Annotated in this window: 22 protein-coding genes; 5 read left to right on the top strand and 17 right to left on the bottom strand. The window is 59.2% G+C overall.

The genetic code is table 11. The features are described 5' to 3' along the window. Window position 1: 1 nt before the first annotated feature. From gspE to EQV97_RS20635, 8 genes are all read right to left on the bottom strand, one after another. On the bottom strand, window positions 2–1,492 hold the full coding sequence (gene gspE, locus EQV97_RS20670) for a type II secretion system ATPase GspE (protein WP_240889684.1): 1,491 nt from the start codon (window positions 1,490–1,492) through the stop codon (window positions 2–4). Continuing rightward, window positions 1,489–3,429, bottom strand: a complete 1,941-nt coding sequence (gene gspD / locus EQV97_RS20665) for a type II secretion system secretin GspD (RefSeq protein WP_240889682.1) — start codon at window positions 3,427–3,429, stop codon at window positions 1,489–1,491. The genes gspE and gspD overlap by 4 nt, the downstream gene beginning before the upstream one ends. A gap of 11 nt (window positions 3,430–3,440) precedes the next feature. Then, window positions 3,441–3,989 (bottom strand): type II secretion system protein N, encoded by a 549-nt coding sequence (locus tag EQV97_RS20660; RefSeq protein WP_163019393.1) that lies wholly within the window; start codon window positions 3,987–3,989, stop codon window positions 3,441–3,443. 36 nt (window positions 3,990–4,025) lie between these two features. Continuing rightward, a complete protein-coding gene (locus EQV97_RS20655; protein WP_122838901.1) occupies window positions 4,026–4,541 on the bottom strand; it encodes a cytochrome b/b6 domain-containing protein in 516 nt (171 codons plus the stop codon). Between the two features lie 80 nt (window positions 4,542–4,621). Further along, complete coding sequence (gbpA, locus tag EQV97_RS20650) at window positions 4,622–6,106, bottom strand: N-acetylglucosamine-binding protein GbpA (protein WP_122838902.1); 1,485 nt, start codon at window positions 6,104–6,106, stop codon at window positions 4,622–4,624. A gap of 305 nt (window positions 6,107–6,411) precedes the next feature. Further along, window positions 6,412–7,938, bottom strand: coding sequence for a lytic polysaccharide monooxygenase (locus tag EQV97_RS20645; RefSeq protein ID WP_240889680.1), 1,527 nt, complete (start codon window positions 7,936–7,938; stop codon window positions 6,412–6,414). A 156-nt stretch (window positions 7,939–8,094) separates the two neighbouring features. Then, on the bottom strand, window positions 8,095–10,266 hold the full coding sequence (locus tag EQV97_RS20640) for an ATP-binding protein (RefSeq protein WP_240889678.1): 2,172 nt from the start codon (window positions 10,264–10,266) through the stop codon (window positions 8,095–8,097). 34 nt (window positions 10,267–10,300) lie between these two features. After that, window positions 10,301–10,930, bottom strand: a complete 630-nt coding sequence (locus tag EQV97_RS20635; protein ID WP_122838905.1) for a response regulator — start codon at window positions 10,928–10,930, stop codon at window positions 10,301–10,303. A gap of 410 nt (window positions 10,931–11,340) precedes the next feature. On the opposite strand from EQV97_RS20635, the gene EQV97_RS20630 reads away from it, so the two are divergent. The 3 genes from EQV97_RS20630 (at window position 11,341) to EQV97_RS20620 (ending at window position 14,911) form a co-directional block, all read left to right on the top strand. Further along, window positions 11,341–11,715, top strand: coding sequence for a ketosteroid isomerase family protein (locus EQV97_RS20630; protein WP_240889676.1), 375 nt, complete (start codon window positions 11,341–11,343; stop codon window positions 11,713–11,715). Between the two features lie 95 nt (window positions 11,716–11,810). Then, window positions 11,811–12,245: a cupin domain-containing protein gene (locus EQV97_RS20625; RefSeq protein ID WP_122838907.1), complete on the top strand. Its 435-nt coding sequence runs from the start codon at window positions 11,811–11,813 to the stop codon at window positions 12,243–12,245. 209 nt (window positions 12,246–12,454) lie between these two features. After that, a complete protein-coding gene (locus EQV97_RS20620) occupies window positions 12,455–14,911 on the top strand; it encodes a transporter substrate-binding domain-containing protein (protein WP_122838908.1) in 2,457 nt (818 codons plus the stop codon). Window positions 14,912–15,070: 159 nt separating this feature from the next. On the opposite strand, the gene EQV97_RS20615 is transcribed toward EQV97_RS20620, so the two are convergent. After that, complete coding sequence (locus tag EQV97_RS20615) at window positions 15,071–15,481, bottom strand: hypothetical protein (protein WP_240889674.1); 411 nt, start codon at window positions 15,479–15,481, stop codon at window positions 15,071–15,073. A gap of 409 nt (window positions 15,482–15,890) precedes the next feature. Here EQV97_RS20615 and EQV97_RS20610 point away from each other — a divergent pair, with 409 nt between their 5' ends. Both EQV97_RS20610 and EQV97_RS20605 read left to right on the top strand, forming a co-directional pair. Further along, window positions 15,891–16,586 (top strand): response regulator transcription factor, encoded by a 696-nt coding sequence (locus tag EQV97_RS20610; protein WP_240889672.1) that lies wholly within the window; start codon window positions 15,891–15,893, stop codon window positions 16,584–16,586. Window positions 16,587–16,847: 261 nt separating this feature from the next. Then, window positions 16,848–17,321 carry a hypothetical protein gene (locus tag EQV97_RS20605; RefSeq protein WP_122838911.1) on the top strand — a complete coding sequence of 158 codons (474 nt, stop codon included), beginning with the start codon at window positions 16,848–16,850 and terminating at the stop codon, window positions 17,319–17,321. Window positions 17,322–17,371: 50 nt separating this feature from the next. Here EQV97_RS20605 and EQV97_RS20600 read toward each other — a convergent pair whose 3' ends face one another. From EQV97_RS20600 to EQV97_RS20565, 8 genes are all read right to left on the bottom strand, one after another. After that, window positions 17,372–17,587 (bottom strand): helix-turn-helix transcriptional regulator, encoded by a 216-nt coding sequence (locus EQV97_RS20600; protein WP_122838912.1) that lies wholly within the window; start codon window positions 17,585–17,587, stop codon window positions 17,372–17,374. A 360-nt stretch (window positions 17,588–17,947) separates the two neighbouring features. After that, entirely contained in the window at window positions 17,948–18,700 is a 753-nt protein-coding gene (locus EQV97_RS20595) for a S24 family peptidase (protein WP_240889669.1), read from the bottom strand. A 230-nt stretch (window positions 18,701–18,930) separates the two neighbouring features. Next, window positions 18,931–19,458 carry an inorganic diphosphatase gene (gene ppa, locus EQV97_RS20590; protein WP_045061525.1) on the bottom strand — a complete coding sequence of 176 codons (528 nt, stop codon included), beginning with the start codon at window positions 19,456–19,458 and terminating at the stop codon, window positions 18,931–18,933. Between the two features lie 113 nt (window positions 19,459–19,571). Next, the gene (locus EQV97_RS20585; protein ID WP_240889667.1) at window positions 19,572–20,384 is read right to left on the bottom strand and encodes a zinc-dependent peptidase; all 813 of its coding nucleotides are present in this window, start codon (window positions 20,382–20,384) and stop codon (window positions 19,572–19,574) included. A gap of 6 nt (window positions 20,385–20,390) precedes the next feature. Then, window positions 20,391–21,047 (bottom strand): DedA family protein, encoded by a 657-nt coding sequence (locus EQV97_RS20580; RefSeq protein WP_045061523.1) that lies wholly within the window; start codon window positions 21,045–21,047, stop codon window positions 20,391–20,393. A gap of 339 nt (window positions 21,048–21,386) precedes the next feature. After that, window positions 21,387–21,848, bottom strand: a complete 462-nt coding sequence (locus EQV97_RS20575) for a GNAT family N-acetyltransferase (protein ID WP_122838915.1) — start codon at window positions 21,846–21,848, stop codon at window positions 21,387–21,389. A gap of 118 nt (window positions 21,849–21,966) precedes the next feature. Next, a complete protein-coding gene (eutC, locus tag EQV97_RS20570; protein ID WP_240889665.1) occupies window positions 21,967–22,791 on the bottom strand; it encodes an ethanolamine ammonia-lyase subunit EutC in 825 nt (274 codons plus the stop codon). A gap of 8 nt (window positions 22,792–22,799) precedes the next feature. Continuing rightward, window positions 22,800–24,194, bottom strand: a complete 1,395-nt coding sequence (locus EQV97_RS20565) for an ethanolamine ammonia-lyase subunit EutB (RefSeq protein WP_122838917.1) — start codon at window positions 24,192–24,194, stop codon at window positions 22,800–22,802. Window positions 24,195–24,225 lie beyond the last annotated feature (31 nt).

Here is a 24,225-nt window from a genome sequence, read left to right as displayed (position 1 = left end):
CTCAGTCCTCCTGGGTCACGCGCAGCAGTTCTTCAAGGCTGGTCAGGCCTTGCAGCACCAGGGCGCAGCCATCGCCGAACAGGCTCGGGCTGTGCTGCCGGGCCTGGGCCAGCAGCTCGTGCTCGCCGGCGCCGGCATGGATCAACTGGCGCAGGCTGTCGTCGAGCAATACCAGTTCATAGATACCCTGGCGCCCGCGATAGCCGCTCTGTTGGCAGGCGCTGCAACCCTGTGGCTGATACAGCAGCGGCGCGCTGGCCGGGTTTACGCCGAGGCGCTCGCAGGCCGCGGCATCGGCTACGCCGCTGCGCTTGCATTCGGCGCACAGCAGGCGCACCAGGCGCTGGGCCAACACCCCCAGCAGCGAGGTGCAGAGCAGGAAGCGTTCGACGCCCATGTCCGCCAGGCGCGTGACGGCGCCGACGGCGCTGTTGGTGTGCAGGGTCGAGAGCACCAGGTGCCCGGTCAGGGAGGCCTGCACGGCAATTTCGGCGGTCTCGCGGTCGCGGATCTCGCCGACCATCACCACGTCCGGGTCCTGGCGCAGAATCGCCCGCAAGCCACGGGCAAAGGTCATTTCGGCCTTGGCATTGACCTGGGTCTGGCCGATGCCGGTGAGGTGATACTCCACCGGGTCCTCGATGGTCAGGATGTTGCGCTGCGGGCTGTTGAGGCTGGCCAGCCCGGCGTACAGCGTAGTGGTCTTGCCGGAGCCGGTGGGGCCGGTGACCAGCAGGATGCCGTGGGGTTTGTGCAGGGCGCCTTCCAGGCGCTGGCGCACCTCGGCGTTCATCCCCAGGCGGCTCAAATCCAGGCGCCCGGCCTGTTTGTCGAGCAGGCGCATCACCACCCGCTCGCCGTGGCTGGAGGGCAGGGTCGAGACACGTACGTCAACTTCGTGGCCGGCAATGCGCAGGGCGATGCGGCCGTCTTGCGGGACGCGTTTTTCGGCGATGTCGAGCTTGGCCATGACCTTGATCCGCGACACCAGCAGGGTGGCCAGTTCACGCCGTGGCCTGAGCACTTCGCGCAGCAGGCCGTCGACCCGCAGGCGCACCGACAGGTGTTCTTCGAAGGCTTCCAGGTGCACGTCCGAGGCTTTGTTCTTCACCGCTTCGCTGAGGATCGCATTGATCAGGCGGATAATCGGCGCGTCGTCTTCCTGCTCCATCAGGTCGGTGGTGCGGGGCAGTTGCTCGGCCAGGCTGGCCAGGTCGAACTCCTCGATGAACTGTTCGCCCAGGCCCTCGGCCACCAGCTGCGCGCCATCCTGGCCGTCGCGGTAGTGCGCGGCCATCTGCAGGGCGAAGGCGTCGTCGTCCAGTACCTGGCTGAGTAGCGCGGCGCCATGATGACGGCGCACTTCGGCGATGATCGCCAGTGGTGTGTCGGCCCGGCAATACAGGCGCGCACCCTGCTCGCCGGGCTCCAGCAGCACGCCGTGGCGGCGTGCGTAGGCAAAACTCAGGCGCGACATCGCCGGCGCCGTCATGGGCGCTGCAACCTGGCCGGGGTACGGATATCGACCGCGCCCGGGACGTCAATCGGTGCGGCGTCGAACAACTGGTGCGGGCTGTCCGGCAGCACGGCGCGGGCCTTGCCGTCGGGGCTGCGCAGCTCACGCAGGCTGCGGTATTTGCGTGAGCTCAAGGCCTCGGCACTGGCTTCGCTGCGCAGCAGGGTCGGGCGCAGGAACACCATCAGGTTGGTCTTCTCGTTGACTTCCTTGGTGCTGGTGAACAGCTTGCCGATCCAGGGAATGCTGCCGAGCAAGGGCACCTTGCTGACCTGCACCTTGACGTTGTCCTTGATCAACCCGCCGAGCACGATGATCTGCCCGTCGTTGGCCAGGATGGTGGTCTTGACCGAGCGCTTGTTGGTGATGATGTCGCTGGTGCTGATGCCCGCGGGTGCGGCGGCCAGTTCCGAACTTTCCTGCTCGACCTTCAGACGCAGGGAGTTGCCTTCGTTGATGTGCGGGGTGACCTTGAGGGTGATCCCGACATCCTTGCGCTCCACGGTGGTGAACGGGTTGCTCGCACCATCGGTGTTGGTGGTGTAGGAGCCGGTCTGGAACGGCACGTTCTGGCCCACCAGGATCTCTGCTTCCTGGTTATCCAGGGTCAACAGGCTGGGGGTCGACAGCAGGTTGTTGTTGGAATCGCTGGACAAGGCGTTGATCAGGGCGCCGAAATGACGGCTGCCCAGGCCGATGATCGCGCCGTCCGGCAGGGTCGGGGTCTTGCCGTCCTGCAGGCTGCCCAGCAGGGTGCCGATGGCCAGACCGGTACCGCTGAAGTTGGCCGCGCCGCCAAAGTGTGCGCCGCTGCCGGCCCATTGCACGCCCAGGGCTTCGTTGATATCGCCGCTGACTTCGACGATGGCCGCCTCGACCAGCACCTGGGCCCGGGGTTGGTCGAGTTCGTCGATCACGCTGTCGAACATCGCCAGTTGGGCCGGGGAGGCCATCAGCACCAATGCGTTCTGGCTTTCATCGGCGCTGATCAGGATCGGCGCGTTCTGCTTCTGACTGGACCTGCCACTGCCGCCGCCACCATCGCTTCCATTGGCCGACTCCAGGCGTTTGCCGATGCCGCCGAGCAGGGTTTCCAGTTCCTTGGCGTCGCTGTGGTTAAGACGGCGCACGCGGGTGTTGTCGCCGGCGTTTTTCGGTACGTCCAGCACCTGTGCCAGGCGCTGCATCTGTTGGCGCACCGGCGCCGAACCGACCAGGATCAACTGGTTGCTGCGGCTATCGCCGATGGCCTTGGCGCTTTGCTGGGCGCCACCGCCCTGGTTCAGGCTGTCGGTCAGGGTCTTGGCCACATCGGCGGCCCAGGCATGGCGCAGCTGCAGGGTGCTGAAGGCCTTGTTGCCGGGGGAATCGAGCTCGCCGATGACTTCGCGCAGGCGTTTGACGTTGTTGGCGCTGTCGGAGATCACCAGGGCGTTGGCGGTGGTCGACGGCGCCAGGTAGGCATCGGTAGCCACCAGCGGGCGCAGCGCTACGGCCACTTCGTTGGCGGCGGCATGGTGCAGCTCGACCACCTGGGTGACGATTTCCTCACTGCTGCCGGTACGGCTGGAGGTGGCTTTGGTCTTGGCTTCGGCCACCGGCAGGATCAATACCCGATCGCCCTGGTCCAGGGCCGCGAAACCCTGGCTGCGCAACGCGGAAAGGAACAGTGAGTAGATGCCTTGCTGATCCATCGAGGTCGTCGATTGCACCGTGACCTTGCCGTTCAGGCGGGGGTCCAGGACCATGGTCTTGCCGGTGATCTGCCCGACTTCGTTGACCAGGTCGCGCAGTTCGGCGTCCTTCATGTTCAGGGTCCATTGTTGCGCCGCAGGGGGCTTGTCGGCGGCCTGCACGGGGGAGAACACGGTGCCGAGGGTCAGCAGGGACGCGGCCAGTAACGCTAGGTTCATTATTTTTGGCTTCACAAGGACGGTTGAATGAGGGGGCCGGCCGGCGCGGCGGCGATGGTGGTGCCGGCAGGCGTTGCGGGGGTCAGTAGCGAGGGCTTGGCGGTTGCCAGGGTCAGCGTCTGCTGCACCCCATTGCGCAGGATCACCACCTGCGTTGCCCCGATCTGCCGCAGGCTGCCACCGCCCGGAAGGGGCTGGCCGATCTGGTAGAAACGGCTGCCCTGGGGACTGCCGATCAGCGCCCTGGACAGTTGCGGATCGGTTTCCAGCAGGCTGCCCAGCAGGTCCAGCGGCACACGCGGGGTGTTCAGCGTGTCGACGGCGGGCACGGCGCCGAACAGCCGGGCGATGGCTGTGTTGTTCAAGGCCGTCGCGGCGACCGGCGGGGCGCTGGCCGGGTGGTCGGCTGTGCCGGGCGGCGTGGCTTTGCTGAACACCCAACTGCCATGACCCAGCCAGCTCAACCAGGCACATAACAGCAAACAGGCAGCGACGCCCAGCCAGGTATCCACGGCAGCGGTTTTCAGCCAGTGGTGCAAGCGTCTTTCAAGGTCTTTCACGGCGGCTCCCTGGGTGGCCAACAGCAGCGCGCGGGTTCAAGCCCGGCGCAGCGACATGCGCCGAAGCAGCGGTTGCCCGCTGCGGTGATGTACCGCCACGGCGGCGACGTGGCCCATCACCAGCAGGGCCAGGAGTACGCAGCAGGCCTTGTGCACGGTGTTGAAAAAACTGGTCAGCAACGGTTCTGTCAGAGGCTGGGGAATGAGCGCTACGGCAAACACGTTGATCGGGCGTTCCATCATCAGCACCCCGGTGACCAGCACCAACCCGGTCATGACGTACAGGCCCAGGTGGCCGGCCTTGACCAGCACCGGGTGACCGTCCTCCGGCGCATGCGCCATGGGTTGGGCCAGGGCGAAATAGATCCGCAGCGCAAACAGCGGGATCAGCACCGCCGTCAGCGATACGTTAATGAAATTGATGCCATCGCCCAGGGCGGTGGGCAGGTCGAGCATCGCGTTGCCGAAACCACTGACAGTGGCCCAGATGATCACCAGCGCGAAGATCCAGTGGAGCAGCACACGAGGGGTTGAATAAGCGGTTGAGCGCATTGGTCGTACTTCAGAGAAAGGCTTTACGGGACAGGAGGCGTGGCGCTTGCGCGCCACGCCTGGTTCAACTCCAGGATCGCTTATTTGCGGATCCAGGCGTCTTGCCAGTTGGAACCGACGCCGGGTTCAAAACCGGTGGCGGTAGGGCTCCACTGCACGCACCAGCCTGCGACCTGGCCAGGCTTGCACTCATAGGTGTTGCCGTCTTTGGGTTGCAGCACGGTGGTACCAGCCTTGTAGTCTTTCACGCCGTCAGGGAAGACGAAGTCATACGAGCCATCACTTTCTGCCTGCACGGTGAAAGAAACGGTTTCCTGTTTGCTCTCGCCTTTCTTCGGTGCCGCTTCGACCACCAGGTCGAACTTGCCGGCCTCGATGTCCTTCAGGTTGATGGAGAAGTGCGGAGTGTTATCGCCGGCCGCGGCTTGCTGGTGTGCGACGCTTTCCTGCTTGGCGTTGAACACCGTGGCCTTGATGGTGAAATCACCGCCCTTGGCAATCGCGTTGAAGTGCAGGTCGACCTTGCCGTCCTTCAGGGTGTAGCTCGGTTGCATGCCGGTGATGTTCAATTCGATCGGCTGGTTGACCAGCTGTTTTTCCAGCTGGAAGCTGAGGATGTCGCTGCCTTTCTTCACGAAAACGCTGTTCTTGCCGAAGTTCGGCACGATCTCGCCATCGGTGTTGAGCTCGCCCATAACGACGCCCACATTGGCGGCATTGACTTTCTCAGCCAGCGCGTGCGGCCAGATATCGGCCTTGGCTTGTTCGTCCGAGGCGATGGTCAGGCTGATGTTCTTGTCTTGCATTTCGCCGCTTGCACCGAACAGGCGCGCGATGACTTTATCGCCGACTTCCAGGGCTTGCGGTTGCACCACGCCGAGGTTATTCCACGGCGAAGGCACCACTTCCTCACCGTCGATGTTGACGTCGACTACCTGGTAGAAAGTGGCAGAGGTGTCGTCGACTTTCCAGGTGCCCAGCACCACGTGGTAACCGGTGCGGTCGGCTGGGATATTCACCTCATGGGAGGTCTTTTCACCGGTCATCTGCCCGCCCATATCGACGCGCAGCAGAGGCGTCGATTCGAACGATTCGCGAGTCAGCGGCTGGTTGGGATTCCAGTCTTTTTTGGTGATGTAGAACTCCTGGTAGCGGATTGGATGCGCGGCCGAGTAATGCCAGGTGAAGGTATTCACGCCGGGTTGGATGTCGGTTTTTTCCCAGCGAACAGCGTTCTGGGTGTCGATCGTGCCGAAATTGGCCACCATGCCGCCGCTGGCGATGTTGCCGTCAGCAGGGCCGCATTTGGTGAACTCACCTTCACATGCGTTGCCCTTATAGTTTGTGCGGCCGTTAGTGGTGTATTCAACACTCTGTGGTTCGTACGTCACGCTGCCGCAGTCTTTGTTCACATCGGTGCGGCACATGTAGGCACGGGATTTCGGGCTTTCGATGTAGCCGTGCGCACTGGCTTGCTGGATGGCCATGGAGGCCAGGGATGCCATGCCGATGGCGGCAACCAATGGCAGTTTGCGGAACAGACGCGATTGTTTATTGCGGATCATCTATTGACCTTAAATCAGATGAAAATCATGGGGTTCATGCCTCCTGAGAGGTGGGACCGGCACGCCAGTAACCTTTGTCGATACCTGCCACCGGGCCAACTCAGGAAGCAACGACAGGCTACGGCGGGCGTGCAGGGGCGGGTATGGGAGGAGTACGAGAGTGCGTCGGACGTTGATCTTTAGCGGGGGGGCGTTCAGCACAATACGCTTGAGTGCATCGGAGGGAGGTTTTCGAGATTGATGGGGCAGGACAGGGCAGGAGGCGTGGCACTTGCGCGCCACGCCTGGTTCAACGACGGGATCGCTTACTTGCGGATCCAGGCTTCTTGCCAGTGGGCACCGATGCCCGGCTCATAGGCGTTGGCGTGTTCCTTCCACTGCACGCAGTAGCCGGCCGCCTGGCCCTGTTTGCACTCGTAGGTGTGGCCATCTTTTGGTTGCAGTACGGTGGTACCGGCTTTGTATTGTTCAAGGCCTTCTGGAAAGACGAAGTCGGCGTCAGCATGGACGGTGAAAGGCACGTTTTTTTGCAGGAGCTGACCGGTCACCGGTGTCGCAACCACTCTCACGTACCATTCGCCGGGAGTAATTTTAGTTTGTGTCCAAGTAAAGTGCGGGTTTTTTTGCCCCATTTCTGCTTCCCCGCCCTGGCCAACGGACCAGGGCTTTCCGACTTTCCACGTCGAGTACCTGATTTGGTAATCGGTGCGCTCTGTATCGAGAAGGACGTCGATGTCCAGCTCCATTTTGCCGTCTTTCAGGGTGTAGCTCGGCTGCACGCCCGTGACACTCAGTTCGCGAGCAGGAACGTCGAACATCTTCTTTTCGAGGTACACGGTGCGGATTTCACTGTCTTTCTCGACGTAGACGTTGGTCCTGCCGGAGGACGGAACCACCTCGTCATCGCTGTTGAGTACGCCCATCTTGAAACCTAGATCGGCCGCGTTGGCTTTTTCTGCTAGCACACTTGGCCAGGTATCAGGCTTGCCCTGCTCATTGGAGGCAATTGTGATGCTGATCTCTTTATCTTTGACATACCCCTGCGCCCCGTACGGCCGAGCGGTGACCTGATCACCGACTTGCAGCAACCACCTGTCATCCGCCCTATTTACGGCAGTCCATTTGGACGATACTTCGTCGGCGTCAATATTCACGTCAACCACCTGGTAGAACGTTGCATCGGTGTCGGCCGTTCGCCAGGTTGCCAGTACGACGTGGTAACCGCTGCGATCAGCCGGGATATTGACCTGGTGCTTGGAATTTCCCTTGTACGGCACCTTTACGCCGTTGCCTTGCTCGTGAAGCAGCGGCTCGAGTTCAAAGGAGTCCCGGCTCAATGGTTCGTTCGGGTTCCAGTCTTTTTTGGTGATGTAGAATTCCCAATAAGCTGTGGGATGAACGGCGTCATAGCGCCACTCGAAGGTATTCATGCCGGGCTTGATGGTGTTCTTTTCCCAGCGAAAATCCGCTTGCATGTCCAGCTCGGAATAAATGTCTGTCCGGCCGCCGCTGGCGATGGCGCCATCACCCGGGCCACATTGGCTAAAGGCTTCTTTGCAACTTGAGAACTGAGAGGCCACTTCAGGCGTCCATTCGATGCTGAACGGCTCTTTCTCTGCAGCACCGCAATCCTGGTTCATCAAACCCCCGGGCTGGCTACACATGAAAGCCCGGGATTTCGGGCTTTCGATATAGCCATGGGCACTGACTTGCTGGGCGGCCAGGGACGCCAGGCCGATGGCTACGACCATGGGCAGTTTGCGGAACAGGCGGGTGTGTTTGTTACGGATCATCACAAAACCTTGATCAGATAAATAGGAGTTGGGGTTCATTACCTCCCGGGGCGCACCTGAGTGCCCAGACTGGGGGCTGGGCGTGTGAGCGGCACGCAGTGGGAAGCCGTCGCAGGTTAGGCGGCGCGGATGGGGGCGAGTATGGGAGGAGTACGAGAGTGCGGCGGACGTCGATCCCGTCCGCCAGCGTGCCGATCAGGCCACGGTTTCAAGTGCGTGGTGGACGTCGTCGTGCAGCGTTGCCAGGCTCTCGCGCAGTGCCGGCAGGCCGTTGGCAATACCTGACGGATCACCTTCGGCCAACTGTTTGAGGGCATGGCAGGCCCGGGCCAGGTCCTCGGCATCGATCAGGCAGGCGACACCGTTAAGGCGATGCACGAGGTCGTCGACGGCCTTGGTTGTCGCCGGGAGCCGGCACAGTTGCGCGATCTCCTCGCTCAGGTTGTTGCTCAGTTCCAATAGCACGCGCCGGCGCAGATCGGGGCTGTCGGCGAGGGTCTCCAGGTGCTGGAGGTTGAAGCTGCAGGCGCGCTCCTCGCAGGAGGTCGGCGCAGAGGCTAAGCGATGGGTGCTGAGCACCTCCTGCAAACGCTCCAGGGTCACCGGCTTGATCATCAACTGGTTCATGCCGGCTTCCAGGCAGCGCGTCGCTTCGTTGGTCAGGGCGCTGGCGGTGTAGCCGATGATCGTAAGGGGCCAGGCCTGGTGGTTTTTTTCTGCGGTGCGCACCGTGCGGGTGAGCGCGTACCCGTCCATGTCGGGCATGTTGCAGTCGCTGATCAGCACGTCGTACGCCTCGCGCTGCAAGGCCAGCAATGCATCGGCGCCGCTGCACACGTGTGCGGCCTGATGGCCCAGGCGCTCCAGCTGCAAGGCCATGACCAGGCCGTTGGTCGAGACATCGTCGACCACCAGCACGTGCAGCGCGCGGCTCGCCTGCGGGGTGGGCGCCCGGCGCCGGGCGCTCGGTGGGCTTGCGGCCTGCCAGGTCAGTGGCAGTTCGAGACTGACAGCGCAGCCCTGTCCGGCGTGGCTGTCGAGCCAGATCCTGCCTCCCATGAGCTGGACCAGTTGATGGCAAATGCTCAGGCCCAGTCCTGATCCACCGTAGAGGTGCGCGATGCTGGCGTGGGCCTGGCGATAGGGCTCGAAAATTTCGGCCTGCTGTTCTTGTGGAATGCCGATGCCACTGTCGCTGACCGTTAGCTTCAGCAGGCTGGTGTCAGGCCCGGTATCGGTTTCCTGGACACGGATTCGGATGCTCCCGCGATGGGTGAACTTCAGGGCGTTGCTGATCAGGTTGTGCACGATCTGTTGCAGGCGCAGGGCATCCAGATGATGTTGCCGTTGCGGGGGCGCGCAATAGTCGAGGCTTAACTCCAGGTGTTTTTCATGGGCCTGGGCGGCGAACAGGCGCAGGCTGCTCCTGAGCAGCGGCTCCAACGCCGTCGGCGCCGGAGTGAGCTGCATCAGGCCGCTTTCGATCTTGTCGAGATCAAGGATATTCCCAATCAGGTCGATCATCGACATCGCTGATTGCTGGGCGATGCGCAAATTCATGGACGGGGTCGCCTCGGCGCTGGCTTCCAGCTCCAGCAAACCGACCAGGGCATTCAGCGGGGTACGCAGTTCATGGCTCATGGTGGCAAGAAATTCGCTCTTCGCCGCGCTGGCTTTCTGGGCGATCTGCTTGGACTCACGCAGCTTGAGTTCAAGCTGCTTGCGCTCGGATATGTCCAGCCAGCCGCCGAGCAGGCCCTCCAACTCGCCCCGGGCATTATAGAAGGGCACCAGCCATTGATAGAGTTGGCGCAGTTCTCCTTTGAGCTCAAGGCTGGTGTCGACAAAGTGTGGCTGATGGGCCCTTAGCAGGCGACGGTGTTCGTGTTGCAGGTCTTGGGAAAAAACATCCGGCAGGCAGTGCTGCTCGGTGGGTAAACGGCCTTGAATATCTTCCAGTGCCGTGCCGAACAATTGTTCGTAGGCGCGGTTGCAGGTGTTGAGGCGGCCCTGCAGGTCGCAGACATAGAGGGGGGTCGGCAGGCTGTTGATCAGGGAAAACTGAAAGGCCAGCTTGTCCTGCAGTTCGGCTTGCGCCGATTTGCGCTGGCGAACCTGAATCTGCAGGCGCCAGTTCCAGTACAGCGACGACAGGAAGATCACCAGAATCACCAGCGCGATGGCCCAGGCCTGGTCCGACACCAGGGCCCAAGGTGAATGGAGCGGAGCTGGAACACTGGCAGGCAGGTCATCGCAGGCTTGAACCGGGCACCAGGCCCCCTGTCCTGAAAGCAGGAAAATAGCCAATAACAGGCGCAGCAGCCAGCGCCCCATGCGGTAATGGAAAGCGGGAGTTAAAGCGAGCATTGAATAACCGGAATCAGTGAGTGACGGGTGCGGCTCAAGCCAGCCCGCAGGCCTTGATGTGGGTGAACAGACCGGCAGCCGTGTCCACCCCAAGCTTGCGCATGGCACTGATTTTCTGGGTACTGATGGTCTGCTTGCTGCGACACAGGTGCTGGGCAATCATGCTGACGCTGAGCCCCGAACCGATCAGGCGAAGCACTTCCACTTCCCGGGCTGTCAGTTGATTGAGTCGTCGCGAACTGTCGTGGCCAACGCTGAGCAATTGCTGGATCGAGGGCGACATGAATGGTTGCTCGTCACGGTGGTTGATGGCCTTTGGCAAGTCATTGAGCAAGCCGCGCTTGCTCACCAGGCCACTAATGTTCAGTTTCAGCAATTGGGCGGTCAATGTCGGGTTGTCGAGCATGGTGACCACGACTATTGCCATGTCGGGGTAATACCTGCGCACTCGCTGGATCAGTCGCAACCCATCCATCTGGCCGTCGCAAGGCATGTTCAGGTCAGTGACCAACAGCTCGCAGGGTTGCTGGTGCAGCAGGTCAAGCAGCGTTTCCACGCTGTGCGCCTCGCCGACTATCTTGAGTGCACATTGGTTTTTCAGTACGCCGCGAATACCCATCAGGGTGATCGGGTGGTCATCGGCTATCACTACGCGCAGGGGCATGGTCGGGGTGTGCTCTCGGATTCGGGATGGCTGCACACAGGTATAACCGGTGAAGGTTGACGACCTGAAAACAGCGGTAGAAACATTGAGCCGAAAACCTACAGCGATTTTTTGCCGGAGGATGCAAGAAAAGCCTTAAAAAAAGGTGTGGCTCGCGCCATCCATGCCTTGAAAGTGGGGCCGGGCAAGCGGCGTGTATTTGAGAAAATGCCCAAAGTGAATGGACTCAATACCTTGGTTTTTTCGGCTGTTTGGAAGGCTGGCTATCGAGTATGTGTCGTTGTATTTAGGAGTATTCCTATATGCATGCTGCTGAGGGGCGAATATATAGTGATAAGTCCTGCGAGGGTGAACCTGTGCGGGTCGAAGATTGACTGGTTTAATAGTTTATCAAACAGTGAAATATAATAATGATGATAAATCTGCAGTCCCTGATTCTTCCATTTATACGTTCTTTTTATGGCGAGGTGATTTGCTCGCCAAAAAGGCTGGCCGGATTATATTGCGAGGGGTCAGTTTACTATGCGGCCGGCAATGCCCTAAAAGGAACGCCTGAAATCGTTCAGGGGCTCGAGTGGCGAAGCCAGATGACCCACCAGATTCACTCAAGTAATATTCTACCCTATGGAGATGCCCTTCTTGTTGTAGTGATCGGTGAACTGATCGGTGCAGACACAGGGGCAAGGCAATGCTTTTATGAAACATTTGTAATCGTTCAGCAGAGTGAGGGCAGGGTTAATGTCTCGTGTCAGTCATTTCTCGTGGGCGGTGACAAACTCTTGTAAGTTTTTGTGTTCCAGAATTCTCGTTTTTTCATCAGCCAGATGGCCGAACTTCATAAGAATAATCATGAGTTTTTCCGTAGAGAGTGAGTGCATGCATGTTTGATGTTTTTAAACTGAAGGCAGTCCGGATTGTCTGTGGCGTCAGCTTGTCGTTGTTGGCGGGTTTGGTGGGTGCACACAATCAATCCATCGTTGAGTCGCAGACGTTACTTCGTAGTGGTGCATCCTGGGATGGGCTCCCCTATGTGGCATACCCGAGCGGATCACCCGAGCTTACGGTACTCAAAATCACCATCCCGGCACACTCGGCGTTGCCTTGGCATACACATCCAATGCCGAATGCAGCCTATGTTTTGTCCGGAGAGCTCACCGTTGAAAAAAAGGACAGCGGTGAGAAAAAGACGCTGGTAGCGGGGCAGGTGCTGCCGGAGATGGTAGGGGCCTTGCATCGTGGCCAGACGGGCGACTCGCCGGCGGTGTTGATCGTGTTTTATGCCGGGGCCAAAGGTATGCCGTTGTCCCAACCTTGACTCGCTGCATGGCTGACAATCAACAGGTGGTTGTTCGGGCGCGATTGCGCTGTTTGTCATTGCGCTGGCGGCGCTATTCCAACCCCGTACTCATTACAATTTCGCAAACATATTTCATGAAGTGTCTGAATTAAAGAGTCTTACAATAAGTTCCACCCATCGATTCCTATTGGTGGCGGTGTATGAGTCTTTATGACAGGGAATGATGGATGAAGTGGTCAGGTGCGGCCGGTTTGTGGCGCAATCTCGAGGCGCCATGGGCTCATTGTAAACCGGCGTCGGACGAGGGATTGTTGCATGGTTTCCTGCGTGCACTGGTGTTGACGATCGCCGGATTCCAAGGGGAAGCCTGGGGCCAGGCCAGCGACTTGTTTACCGAGCAGGAGCTGGCCTGGATAGCGGCGCATCCGGTGCTCAATATTGGCATCGACCCCGATTGGCGCCCCATCGAATACATCGGGGACGGGGTCTTCAAGGGGCTCAGCGCCGAGTACATGAAGGCGGTCGCCAGAGTGTCCGGGCTGGAATTTCGCCTGGCCCCGCCGGTAGGCTGGGCGAGTGCTACCGAGGCGCTGCTTGAGGGACGTGTCGATCTGCTTCCGGCTGTTTCCGAATGGCTGGCGTCTGCGAAGCTGCGGCAACGGATCGCCTACAGCGAACCGTACTTTGTCGGCTCCACCCTGATCGTCACCCAGGCGAGTTCGCCGGTTATCTTTGATCCGCGCCAACTCAGCGGTAAACGGGTTGCCGTCAAGGGCGGGGGCAGTTACGAACAAAGCTTGCGCGCGAGTTACCCCGACATCGACCTGGTGGTGGTCGATAGCCCTGCTCAAGCGCTGGAACAGGTCGCCATAGGCCACGCATACGCGGCGGTCGATATCGAAGCGGCACTGATTCCGATCCTGCAGAAACGCTACTTCGATACCCTGCACGTGGCGGGCTCTCTTCCGGATATGCTCGCGGTGGTCAGGATTGGTACGCGCATTGAAGATCAGTTGTTGATCTCCATCATCGACAAGTCGCTGGCCTCGCTGACCGCGAAGGAGACCGACCTGATGCTGGCGCAATGGGTAAGCACCACCAATTACAAGCTGCCTTCGTGGTCGACGATGCTGCATTACTACGTGTGGGAGCTGGCACTCGCCGTCATCTTGTTGCTCGCCTTCGTTTTCCTGCTGTTGCGAGCGTACAGGGCGCGACGCCGTGCCGAGCGCAGCGAGCGCGACAAGGCTATGTTCCTTGCGGTCATGAGCCATGAAATCCGTACGCCGATGAATGCCGTCCTGTCGTCCGTGGAGTTACTGGGGCGCAGCAAGTTGTCGCCTGACGACGCATTGCTGGCCAAGGTCGCCGTGACCAGCGCCAATTCCCTGCTGGGTTTGCTGGACGATGTGCTGGACTTTTCCAAGCTCGAAGCCGACAAGCTGGAGTTGCGCTGTCTGCCGACGGATTTGCAGGCTCTGATTCAGGACGCGTTGAGTATCGTCGAGTCGCGGGCCCAGGAAAAACGCCTGCGGTTGAGCATGTCGGTGCGGCTCGAATCGCCACTGTGGCTGGTCATCGACGCCCAGCGGGTGCGTCAGGTGCTGATCAATCTGTTGTCTAATGCGATCAAGTTTACCGAGGCGGGCTTGGTCAACGTCGAGGCTGAAGTGACGGTCGACCCGCTTATCCGCGGAACCGGTCGGCTGCGTTTAGTGGTGTCGGACACCGGGATGGGTATCACCAGGCGCCAACAGCAGCGGCTGTTCCAGGCGTTTTCCCAAGTGGATGAATCCGTCACGCGCAAGTTTGGCGGTTCCGGTTTGGGGCTGACGATCTGTGCCAGCCTGCTGAAGTTGATGGGTGGTTCCATTCGACTGGAGAGTCAGTTCGGGCGTGGTACCCAGGTAGAGGTGCTGTTGAGTGCGCCCTTGGTCCCGCCTTTGAACAACCCGATACACGAGGGGCATACCGCTCCGTTGTCAACGGGGAAGCGACGAGCGCTAAGTGTGCTGGTGGTAGAGGATCATCCGGAAAACCAGTTTGTCATCAAGCGCCAGTTGCAGGCACTGGGGCACTGCGTTACACAGGCAGAAACCGGTGAACTGGGGCTCAGCCTGCATGCCCGTTCGACGTTCGACATCATCCTGCTGGACTGCAATTTGCCAGACATTGATGGCTACGCATTTGCCGCGCGTGTTCGTCGGCGGGAGGTCGAGACCAGGGAGCGTGTACCGATCATAGCGATCTCGGCGCTGGTCGGCCCCGAGCACATGAGTGTTTGTTTCGAGGCTGGTATGGATGGCGTACTGGCCAAGCCATTGAGAATCGACCAGCTGGGGCAAATCATTGACCTGTGGTGTGATGTCACGCCGCTGGCGACGGTCGATGCAGACGAGCCGCCAGGCGTTGAAGTTGATTTGCAACAGGCATTTATTGCGACCTCCAGGGTGGACCTTGGGTATATGTTCCAGGCCCTTGGCGCCGGTGACTGGCTTCAGGTGGCCCGCCTGGCCCATCGTATTTCCGGGGCCGCCATGATGCTCGGGGTAACCGATGTGGCTGCTGCCGCGCGGAAGGTCGAGTACCTGGCAGCAGAGGCAGGGGACCCCACGGGCATTGCCGCGGCTATCGAACACCTGCGAGCAACAGTTGACTGTTTGTCACGCTTCGAGACTGGGTGATTCGCCGTGGCCGGCAAACCAGTGTTGTTGATAACGGCCCTCTGTTCTCCCTTGGGCTCTTTCCCTGAGTGTGATGAAGGTCTTCCATTTGCAGGCGCGGTCTGCAGGTCGGCTTGCACGAATGACAGCACGGCAGTTATTCGTCCTGTCATTCGGGTTTTATTTGAAGCAGATGAGCATGAAGCTTTGAGAGGTATCGCCTGAAGGGCCTGCTTTGCCCATGTGCGATGTGATTACGGTGACGCGATCCTGCCGTGGTGCCGCACCCAGCTTCGCTACCCCATAGAGCAGATCATCTTCGCCTTCGCTGGCGGTCGTGGATGCAGAGCAAAAAGCCGGTGCCTGTTTATAGGTGTCGGGCTTGAAGTTAATTTCGTAGTCTGCAAACCAATCCTGTTGGGAAACGTATTTCACGCTGTCGATCCATTCCGACGACTGACTGATTACCTTTCCTTCTTTGCTGATCGACGCGGTAAAGTACTCATTTCCTGCATGAGCTGACAGTGCTGCGCAACTGATGCTTAGCGCGGCCAGCATGCCCGAATTTCGCAATATTTTACTTGGGTTCATAGTGTGCCTCCAAAAAAATGGGTGCCTGTTAATAATCCACAGGTCAAAGCAAACTAAGTTGGCACGGTTTGGGCGTCAATTGCTGTAAAGTATCTGGATATAACAGTGGTGCATGTTTAGATTCTGTTGGAAGTGCTTTAGTCATGTTTTGCGGTTGATGATGTTTTACAGGGAGGAGTTTTCTGAGTTTGTGGCGCGTTGATTTTTTTAAAGGTAATTACCGCATTTTTCCGACCATGGGATTAATCTGAAATTATGAAAATTTAGGAATTTTCCTATATTGTTTGGGTGCAGGTTCTCTGTATTATTGACTCTGCTTGTTTTAGTCATAGTAACCTTGGGAAACGTATGGGCTTGTGCTCAAGCAATGAGCGGCCATTTTGCTTGTCCCGAGGCAAAGGAATTTTTCATGGTTTCATTGTTTCGTCCCATTCGCCTGATGGTGCTTGATGACCATGCACTTATTCTGCAAGGCATCTCCGAGAATGTCAGGGAAGAGCGGGATATCACTGTGCTTGGGTATTTTACCCAGAGCCAGAAATTGATCGACGCATTGAGTCAACAGGAGGTGGATGTGGTCCTCATGGACTATTCCCTGAGTCCGGGCGAAGTGGACGGACTGAACCTGATTCGCGGCTTGCGGATCAAGTTTCCCAAAGTGAGCCTTCTGGTGATTTCCGCATTGCATGCCCCGGCTACGGTGGCCATGGCGATGCGCTGTGGTGCAAAGGGGTTTCTGGGCAAGGAAACGGCAAAGGAGCAGTTGCTGATAGCGATCCGTCGTGTCGCCAGCGGGCGTGATTACCTGCATCCCATGATGGAAAACGAACTGCGGGAAAATCAGGTGTCAATCGCCAAGGAGAGCCAGGAAGATCTGGCGAACCCTTTGGGGTTGAACACGTTGATCACATCCAGCGAGCTTTCCGTTCGAGAGCGGGAAGTATTGCGTTGTTGCTTGGATGGCTTGTCGGTGACGCAAATCGCCCAGAAATTCACGCGCAGCGTCAAGACCATCAGCACCCAAAAGCATTCTGCCTATCGAAAGCTCGGGATTCGCAACGACAACGAACTGTTCAAGGTGCGTTCGCAGTTTGAGGGTTGGTAGTGCAGCGGGTCATTGTTGTTCAGTCTGCCGGCTTGTCACTGCGGCCTGCGCCATGTATTGACTGATCTGCCTCCACACCAAGTAACTGACGTCTATGTCCTCATGCCTGCATCGGTTTCTCAAAGTCTCACTGGATGGCTGAACGCATACCGAACAATCACATCGTCACATGATTTAAAGATTTGTTTAAATCCAGAAACAACTCCGGCGCACCTGAACTCGTAAACTCAGGCCTCCCCAAAAAGTTGTGGAGAATAAATAATGAAAATGAATTTTATGGGATGGATGTTCTTGACCGTCAGTATCCCGGCCCTGGCAACTCCCACGGCACCGACAATCGACGTCGCGTTCGGTAAACCCACGCATATCCACCACCTCAACTATCAGAAGCTGTACGACGCCAAACCATTCAGAGAGGCGACGCTCTATTACTACGAAAACGGGTTGTACAAAATCATTTCTCCGGGCGAAGAACACTATGGCGTTTATGTAGTGAAAGGCGCCTTCACTGATCAACACTACGCTATCAGTTATATCTCGCTACCCTCAGATGACTGGTATGGAAATGTGGCGTTGCATGACCTGACATTCGACGCCAAGGCCGGCATCTTCGGACAGCAAGCCCACATCCCCAGCGACCAGAACATCCCCAGTCAGGATGGCACGTTCGTGCTTGAGAAAAATCATGAGGCTGACCCTCGCCCCATCAAGTGGCCCGCCACCGCTCAGAGATAAAGGTCATCCTGCGTGCGACCGGGTAGTTGATTTGGCCTCCCGCTTACAAGTCATCTAGCCGGTCCTGGGTCAGCACCCAGATTCGTAGAGACCTCAAGAAACTCAATCACGTCGAGCCTGCGCTCCCCACGCTCATATTTCGACACGTAGGACTGAGGTCGGCCCAGCTTTTCGGACAGCTCTTGCTGAGTCAGCTGCGAGGTCTTGCGTGCCTCGACCAAAAGCGAGAGAAGGTGTTGATAAGGTGCTGTGTGGATCGTCTTCATGCTGATCTGCCGATTTTTTACCAACAGATCAAATAAACCTTTTCAGGTTTATCCCAAATCAGGTTTATTTCAGGCATTAAAAAGCCGGCTTGTGGCCGGCTTCTCGGGGACTGGCTTGATTCATTTTTGGTAAACCGCGCCAGCCTTCAAAACGTACACCCGGCTCTTGCGTCCGGCTGTGGGACCTGGGGAGAAAATCATCTGCCAGGTCGGTGCGATCTGGGCCTCGGAAGGGTCGATGCGCAAATGTGGGGCGCAGCATACTGATTTTTGTGGGGAATTCCCAGTGTGATGTGGCCGGTCGAGCGTTTCGGTGAGTAGCAGCTAACTGCGCAGCTGCTACAGGTCAGTTCGTCAGGTTTACAGGAACGGCACGATCGGCCGGCGTTTGTTGAGGGTGGACCACCAGAAGACCCAGCCGAGCACGCGGATGTTTTCTTCTTCGATTTGCGCCGGGCGAAAGACTTCGTCGGGGTATTGGGCGTTGTTGTGACTGCGCATGCGAATGGCGTTGCCGGGTACGCGGTGCAGGTATTTGATCAGGAGCATGCCATCGTGTTCGACGGCGTAGATCTCGCCGTCGATGATTTGAGTGAGACCGCGATCGATTGCGAGCAGGGAGCCGTCTTCGATTTTCTCGGCCATGCTGTTGCCCATCATTCGTGCGCAAATGGCGTCGGAATATTTGATTTCCAGGGAGTCGAGGTCGCAGCGCGGCAGGCGGATGAAGTTTTCCGGGTCTTTGCCGACGTGAGTTTTGCTGGAGCCGGGTGTAATTAGCATTTCCTTGTAGAAGGGCACTTCGACATCCGTCGGCTCGATCACCTGGTAGGTGCCGCGGATGGCATGGGCGTCGAGGATGTTGCCGGTGTTTTCGATCAGGCGCGCTTCCGCGGCGTCCTTGGGCCCTTCGCCGATTTTCAGCCAGGCGCTGTTGATGGACAGAATCCTGGCGACTTCTTCCATACGGTACTCGGGCACGCCTCGGGTGTACCAGTTATGCACGTTTTGCGCATTGGAGATCTGCAGGAAGTCGGCGAATGCCGTCGTCGTGATCTTCGCTTCCTTGAGGGCTGCCTTGAATCGCTTGCCGCAGGTTTTGTTCTTTTTCATAAACGCGAGTTTAATGCGGCGGGCCAAGGCTTTGAATCAACGAGCCGTTCAAATATCGCGTGATTTTTGCCACGGGATGTAAGACGCTTTGTAGGAAAATTAAACAAAGAAAAACCAATTCGGCTTGTTGTTAAACACATCGTTTAAGGCGCTTTTTCAGCGCCCACAAAAAACCCCGGATCTCCGGGGTTTTTCTTGAAGCTGCAAGCTTGAGGCTTGAAGCGGCTTCTTTAGCCTTTATAGGCCGCAACCGACTTCATGATCTCGGTGCGGGCTGCTTCTGCGTCGCCCCAACCTTCGATCTTCACCCATTTGCCTTTTTCGAGGTCTTTGTAGTTCTCGAAGAAGTGCTTGATCTGTTCCAGCAGCAGGGCTGGCAGATCGGTGTATTCCTTCACGTCGACGTACAGCTGGGACAGCTTGTCGTGCGGGACTGCGATGACTTTGGCATCGCCGCCGCCGTCGTCGGTCATGTGCAGGATGCCGACCGGACGCGCGCGGATCACCGAGCCTGGGGCAACCGGGTAAGGGGTCACGACCAGCACGTCGAGGGGATCACCGTCGTCAGCCAGGGTGTTCGGGATGAAACCGTAGTTGGCCGGGTAGAACATCGGGGTGGCCATGAAACGGTCAACGAACAGGCAATCGCTGTCTTTGTCGATTTCGTACTTGATCGGCGCGTGGTTGGCCGGAATCTCGATCGCGACGTAGATGTCGTTCGGCAGGTCTTTGCCAGCCGGAATCTTGCTGTAGCTCATTGGGCGGTGCCCCCGTTAGTTGACCAAAAACACTTGGCCGGATTGACCAAAAAGTGGCGGCGATTATAGGCATATTCCGCCGTCGATGCCACGTACCAAGGGTCGTAGAGACCTTAGTCGTGTGCCTGATAGACCGGGTCTTCGGCCTGAAGTTGCCGCAGCCGGGCGAGCGGGTCCTGCCGGTAAAACAGCTTCAGCTGCTCGTAGACCTGAGGATACGCCTCGTGCAGCAAATCCGGGGCGCTGAAGAAGTATTCGCTGGTGACGGCAAAAAACTCCGCAGGATTCTCTGCGGCGTACGGGTCAATGGCGGTCTGGGCGTCGGGATCGTGGTCCAGTTGCTGGTCGAGGTCGTCGTACGCCTGCTGCATGACCCGGGCCCAGTCGCTGACCCGCATGTCGGCATGCAGCGGCGGCAGGCCGTTGGCGTCGCCGTTGAGCATGTCGAGTTTGTGCGCGAGTTCGTGGATGACCAGGTTGTAGCCTTCCCAGCCGCCGCTGGCCATCACGCCCGGCCAGGCGAGGATGATCGGGCCTTGCTGCCAGGCTTCACCGCTGTGTTCGCCATCCCATTCGTGCTCGACGCCGCTCGCGTCGCGATGGCGCTGAGGGCTGAGGAAGTCATCCGGGTAGAGAACGATCTCGTGAAAACCCTGATACCAGTTCAGGTCACCCAGGTGCAGCAACGGCAATTGCGCCTGGACGGCCAGCAGCAGGCGCTGTTCCTGGTGCAGTTCGACGCCGGGCAGGGCGCTCAGGTGTTTATCGTCGAGGAACAGCACGCTGGCTTCACGCAGCCACTGGTCTTCCTCGGCGCTGATGCCGTCGAGGAAGCTCAAATGCTGGCGCACCCGTTGCCACAGGTCGTCGGCAATCGGGTGCTTGGCCAGGATGCGCTGGCGCCGCCAGGCGCTCAGGGACCACATGACCGGTCAGTGTTGGGCGGTTTTGGAGCTGGAGCCGCCCATGCGGCTGCGCACGATGCCGATGATCATCGGAATCAGCGACAGCAGGATGATGCCGACCACCAGCAACGACAGGTTGGTCTTGATGAACGGTACGTTGCCGAAGAAGTAGCCCAGCGTCACCAGCCCGCCGACCCAGAGGATGGTGCCCAGTACGCTGAAAAAGAAGAAACGCGGGTAAGGCATCCGGGCAACGCCGGCGACGAACGGAGCGAAGGTGCGGATGATCGGCAGGAAGCGCGCCAGGGTCACCGTTTTGCCACCGTGCTTGTCGTAGAAGTCGTGGGTCTGCTGCAGGTAGTCGCGACGAAAGATTTTCGAGTTCGGGTTGCTGAACAAGCGCTCGCCCGCCGTTCGTCCGATCACGTAGTTGGTGCTGTCGCCGAGGATGGCCGCCAGCATCAACAGGCCTCCCAGCAGTACCGGGTCCATGCCGCCACCGGCGGCTACGGCACCGGCGATGAACAACAGGGAGTCGCCCGGCAGGAACGGCATGACCACCAGGCCGGTCTCGCAGAAGATCACCAGGAACAGAATGGCGTAGATCCATGGCCCGTAGTTGTTGACCAGCAAATCGAGGTAGACGTCGAGATGCAGGATAAGGTCGAGCGGGTTGAAATCCATGGAAAGCACCTGTGGTGACGGCCCGACTCAGCAAGCCTGTGCGAATGACTGCGCGAAAAGGCCTACAGGGGGATGTAGTTTTTCTTACTAGCCGAAAAGGTCGGCATTATACGAGCTGACAACTGAAAAGCCCGTTGAGTTTGTAGCGGGGGATGTCGGGGAGACCGGCGGTGTATTCGGGAGGCTTTTGTGTGGGCTGCTCGCGATCGGGTGTGTCATGCAGCACCTGCGGTATATGCGCCACCGCTATCGCGAGCAAGCTTTGCTCCCACAGTATGAGCTGACCCCCACAGTAGAGGGTGAGCTTGCACCCTCAGTCGCGAGCTCCGGGTGTACCGCTCAGAGTTCGTCGCTGATCGGCAGCACGTAGTTCTTGAACTCGGTGTCTTCCTTGAAGCCAATGGACTCGTAGGTTTTCTGCGCGACTTCGTTATCACTGCTGGTGGAAACGCGCATGCGCACGGCGTTGGTGTCCTTGGCCATCTTCTTCGCAGTGCGGATCAGATTGTCGGCCACCAGTTGGCGCCGGGCATCTTCGGCGACGTAGATGTCGTTAAGGATCCACACGCGTTTGAGCGACAGCGAAGAAAAACTTGGGTACAGCTGGCAAAAGCCCATCAGCTTGGTGCTGTCGTCATCGGACACCGCCAGGTAAATCACCGACTCCTTGCGACGCAGGCGTTTTTCGAGGAACGCCCGGGATGAGTCCGGATAAGGCAGGGAGCCATAGAACTCGCGGTATTTGACGAATAACGGGGTCAGCATGTCCAGGTGTTCGAGGGTCGCTTGGATAATCCGCATCGATAGGTCTCGTCTTCAATTGGCTGTCTTCACGTGCTCTGACGGCGAACGGTTCTCACTCGGCAGCCGTGCGTCGATCCTGCCTGAAACCGCAGGCCAAACGCAATGCGGAAACGGTTCAGGCTTCTGGTGGACCGAGCAGGAAGTTGCCTTTCATTTCAACGCCCGGGTGCGCTTCGAGCGTTTGCACCTGGGCTTCATCCTTCAGATTGACCCCGGACAACTGCCGCCGACAGGCCTCGCGCATCAGGTACAGCAAGCGATGTGCCGCCATGCCGTAGCTCAAGCCCTCGAGACGAACGTTGGAAATACAGTTGCGGTAGGCATCGGTCAGTCCGACCTTGGGGTTGTAGGTAAAGTACACCCCAAGGCTGTCCGGCGAACTGAGGCCGGGGCGTTCACCAATCAGGATGACCACCATCTTTGCGCCCAGCAGCTCGCCGATTTCGTCACCCACCGCGACTCGACCCTGTTCCACCAGGATCACCGGCGACACTGACCAGCCTTCGGCCTGGATCTGTTCTTCCATGCGCTCCAGCAATGGCAGGGTGTGCCGATGCACGGCCAGCGCCGACAGGCCGTCGGCCACCACGATGACCAGGTCAACTCCGCCGGGGTTGGCTTGGGCGTGTTCGCGCAGGCTCTGGGCCGACTCGTCGCTCAATTTCCGGCCCAGATCGGGGCGTTGCAGATAGCTGTGGCGATCAGTGGCGGCACTGCGCAGCAGCAGGCTTTGACGTGCGCGTTGATCGAGTTGTGCGCTGATAGCGGCGTGATCAAACGGCAGATGCACGGCGTCCCGCGCCTGGGCGTGGGCCAGTTGGAAGTCCAACTGGGCACTGGTGGGCATGCTGGTGCCGGTTCGTCCGAGGGCGATCCGCGCCGGCGTCAGGCGGCGCAGTTCCAGCCAGGGGTTTTGCGGATCAACAGGTGGTTTGTCCATATCAACACTCATCCCAATTGCGCCAAGGCCTGGCGGAAGGCCGGGGGCAGGTTGTTGCCGAAGAGGACCTTGCCGTCCGCCTGGGTAAAGATGCCCATCCTGGCCAGCCACTGTTCGAATTCCGGCGCGGGTTTCAGGCCCAGGGTCTGCCGGGCATAGAGCGCGTCATGGAACGAGGTGGTCTGGTAGTTGAGCATGATGTCGTCGGAGCCGGGGATGCCCATGATGAAATTGATCCCGGCCACGCCCAGCAAGGTCAGCAGGGTGTCCATGTCGTCCTGGTCGGCTTCGGCGTGGTTGGTGTAGCAGATGTCGCAGCCCATGGGCACGCCCAGCAGCTTGCCGCAGAAGTGATCCTCGAGGCCGGCGCGGATGATTTGCTTGCCGTTGTACAGGTATTCGGGCCCGATGAACCCGACCACCGTGTTCACCAGAAACGGTTTGAAATGTCGCGCAACGGCGTAGGCCCGGGTTTCACAGGTCTGTTGATCGACCCCGTGGTGGGCGTTGGCGGACAACGCACTGCCCTGGCCGGTCTCGAAATACATCAGGTTCTGCCCCAGAGTGCCGCGATTCAGGCTTAGCCCGGCGTCGTAGCCTTCCTGCAGGACATTGAGGTTGATGCCGAAACTGGCATTGGCCGCTTCGGTGCCGGCGATGGACTGGAACACCAGGTCCAGGGGAACGCCGCGATTGACCGCTTCGATGGAGGTGGTGACATGGGTCAGCACACAAGCCTGGGTCGGGATGTCATAGCGCTGGATGATGGCATCGAGCATTTCCAGCATCGCGCAGATGGAGGCGATGCTGTCGGTGGCCGGGTTGATCCCGATCATGGCATCGCCGTTGCCATACAGCAGGCCATCGAGAATGCTCGCGGCAATGCCGGCGGGTTCGTCGGTGGGGTGATTGGGCTGCAAGCGCGTGGACAGCCGGCCGCGCAAGCCCATCGTGCCGCGGAACCGGGTGACCACGCGGATTTTCTGCGCGACCAGCACCAGGTCCTGGACGCGCATGATCTTCGACACGGCGGCGACCATTTCCGGGATCAGGCCAGGTGCAAGGGCGCGCAGGCTCTGTTCGTCGGCATGGTCGCTGAGCAGCCAGTCGCGGAAACCGCCGACGGTTAAGTGGCTGACCACCGCGAAGGCCTGTTTGTCGTGGGTGTCGATGATCAGCCGGGTGACTTCATCGGCTTCGTAGGGGATCAGTACTTCCTGCAGGAAGTGGGTCAGCGGGATGTCGGCCAGCGCCATTTGCGCGGCCACCCGCTCGCCGTCGTTGAGCGCGGCAACGCCGGCCAGGAAGTCCCCGGAGCGCGCCGGGCTGGCCTTGGCCATGACGTCCTTGAGGCTTTCGAACCGATAGACCTGGGCGCCGACGGTGTGAGCAAAACTAGCCATACAGATTCTCCGTGACGGCGCAGGCCGGGCC

This window comes from Pseudomonas sp. TMW22090, from assembly GCF_022496665.1.
Classification (GTDB): Bacteria; Pseudomonadota; Gammaproteobacteria; order Pseudomonadales; family Pseudomonadaceae; genus Aquipseudomonas; species Aquipseudomonas gregormendelii.
The sequence above is the reverse complement of the archived record's forward strand: the minus strand, read 5'-3'. Positions and strand labels throughout refer to the sequence as shown.

Bases quoted from the DNA above. Each gene is read 5' to 3' on its own strand.
- gspE (WP_240889684.1), bottom strand. From the start codon at position 1,492: ATGACGGCGCCGGCGATGTCGCGCCTGAGTTTTGCCTACGCACGCCGC.
- EQV97_RS20580 (WP_045061523.1), bottom strand. From the start codon at position 21,047: ATGGATTTCAACCCGCTCGACCTTATCCTGCATCTCGACGTCTACCTC.
- ppa (WP_045061525.1), bottom strand. From the start codon at position 19,458: ATGAGCTACAGCAAGATTCCGGCTGGCAAAGACCTGCCGAACGACATC.
- EQV97_RS20615 (WP_240889674.1), bottom strand. From the start codon at position 15,481: ATGAACCCAAGTAAAATATTGCGAAATTCGGGCATGCTGGCCGCGCTA.
- eutC (WP_240889665.1), bottom strand. From the start codon at position 22,791: ATGGACAAACCACCTGTTGATCCGCAAAACCCCTGGCTGGAACTGCGC.
- EQV97_RS20640 (WP_240889678.1), bottom strand. From the start codon at position 10,266: ATGCTCGCTTTAACTCCCGCTTTCCATTACCGCATGGGGCGCTGGCTG.
- EQV97_RS20625 (WP_122838907.1), top strand. From the start codon at position 11,811: ATGTTTGATGTTTTTAAACTGAAGGCAGTCCGGATTGTCTGTGGCGTC.
- EQV97_RS20610 (WP_240889672.1), top strand. From the start codon at position 15,891: ATGGTTTCATTGTTTCGTCCCATTCGCCTGATGGTGCTTGATGACCAT.
- EQV97_RS20655 (WP_122838901.1), bottom strand. From the start codon at position 4,541: ATGCGCTCAACCGCTTATTCAACCCCTCGTGTGCTGCTCCACTGGATC.
- EQV97_RS20645 (WP_240889680.1), bottom strand. From the start codon at position 7,938: ATGAACCCCAACTCCTATTTATCTGATCAAGGTTTTGTGATGATCCGT.
- EQV97_RS20595 (WP_240889669.1), bottom strand. From the start codon at position 18,700: ATGAAAAAGAACAAAACCTGCGGCAAGCGATTCAAGGCAGCCCTCAAG.
- gbpA (WP_122838902.1), bottom strand. From the start codon at position 6,106: ATGATCCGCAATAAACAATCGCGTCTGTTCCGCAAACTGCCATTGGTT.
- EQV97_RS20600 (WP_122838912.1), bottom strand. From the start codon at position 17,587: ATGAAGACGATCCACACAGCACCTTATCAACACCTTCTCTCGCTTTTG.
- gspD (WP_240889682.1), bottom strand. From the start codon at position 3,429: ATGAACCTAGCGTTACTGGCCGCGTCCCTGCTGACCCTCGGCACCGTG.
- EQV97_RS20630 (WP_240889676.1), top strand. From the start codon at position 11,341: ATGATGATAAATCTGCAGTCCCTGATTCTTCCATTTATACGTTCTTTT.
- EQV97_RS20575 (WP_122838915.1), bottom strand. From the start codon at position 21,848: ATGCGGATTATCCAAGCGACCCTCGAACACCTGGACATGCTGACCCCG.
- EQV97_RS20565 (WP_122838917.1), bottom strand. From the start codon at position 24,194: ATGGCTAGTTTTGCTCACACCGTCGGCGCCCAGGTCTATCGGTTCGAA.
- EQV97_RS20635 (WP_122838905.1), bottom strand. From the start codon at position 10,930: ATGCCCCTGCGCGTAGTGATAGCCGATGACCACCCGATCACCCTGATG.
- EQV97_RS20585 (WP_240889667.1), bottom strand. From the start codon at position 20,384: ATGTGGTCCCTGAGCGCCTGGCGGCGCCAGCGCATCCTGGCCAAGCAC.
- EQV97_RS20620 (WP_122838908.1), top strand. From the start codon at position 12,455: ATGAAGTGGTCAGGTGCGGCCGGTTTGTGGCGCAATCTCGAGGCGCCA.
- EQV97_RS20605 (WP_122838911.1), top strand. From the start codon at position 16,848: ATGAAAATGAATTTTATGGGATGGATGTTCTTGACCGTCAGTATCCCG.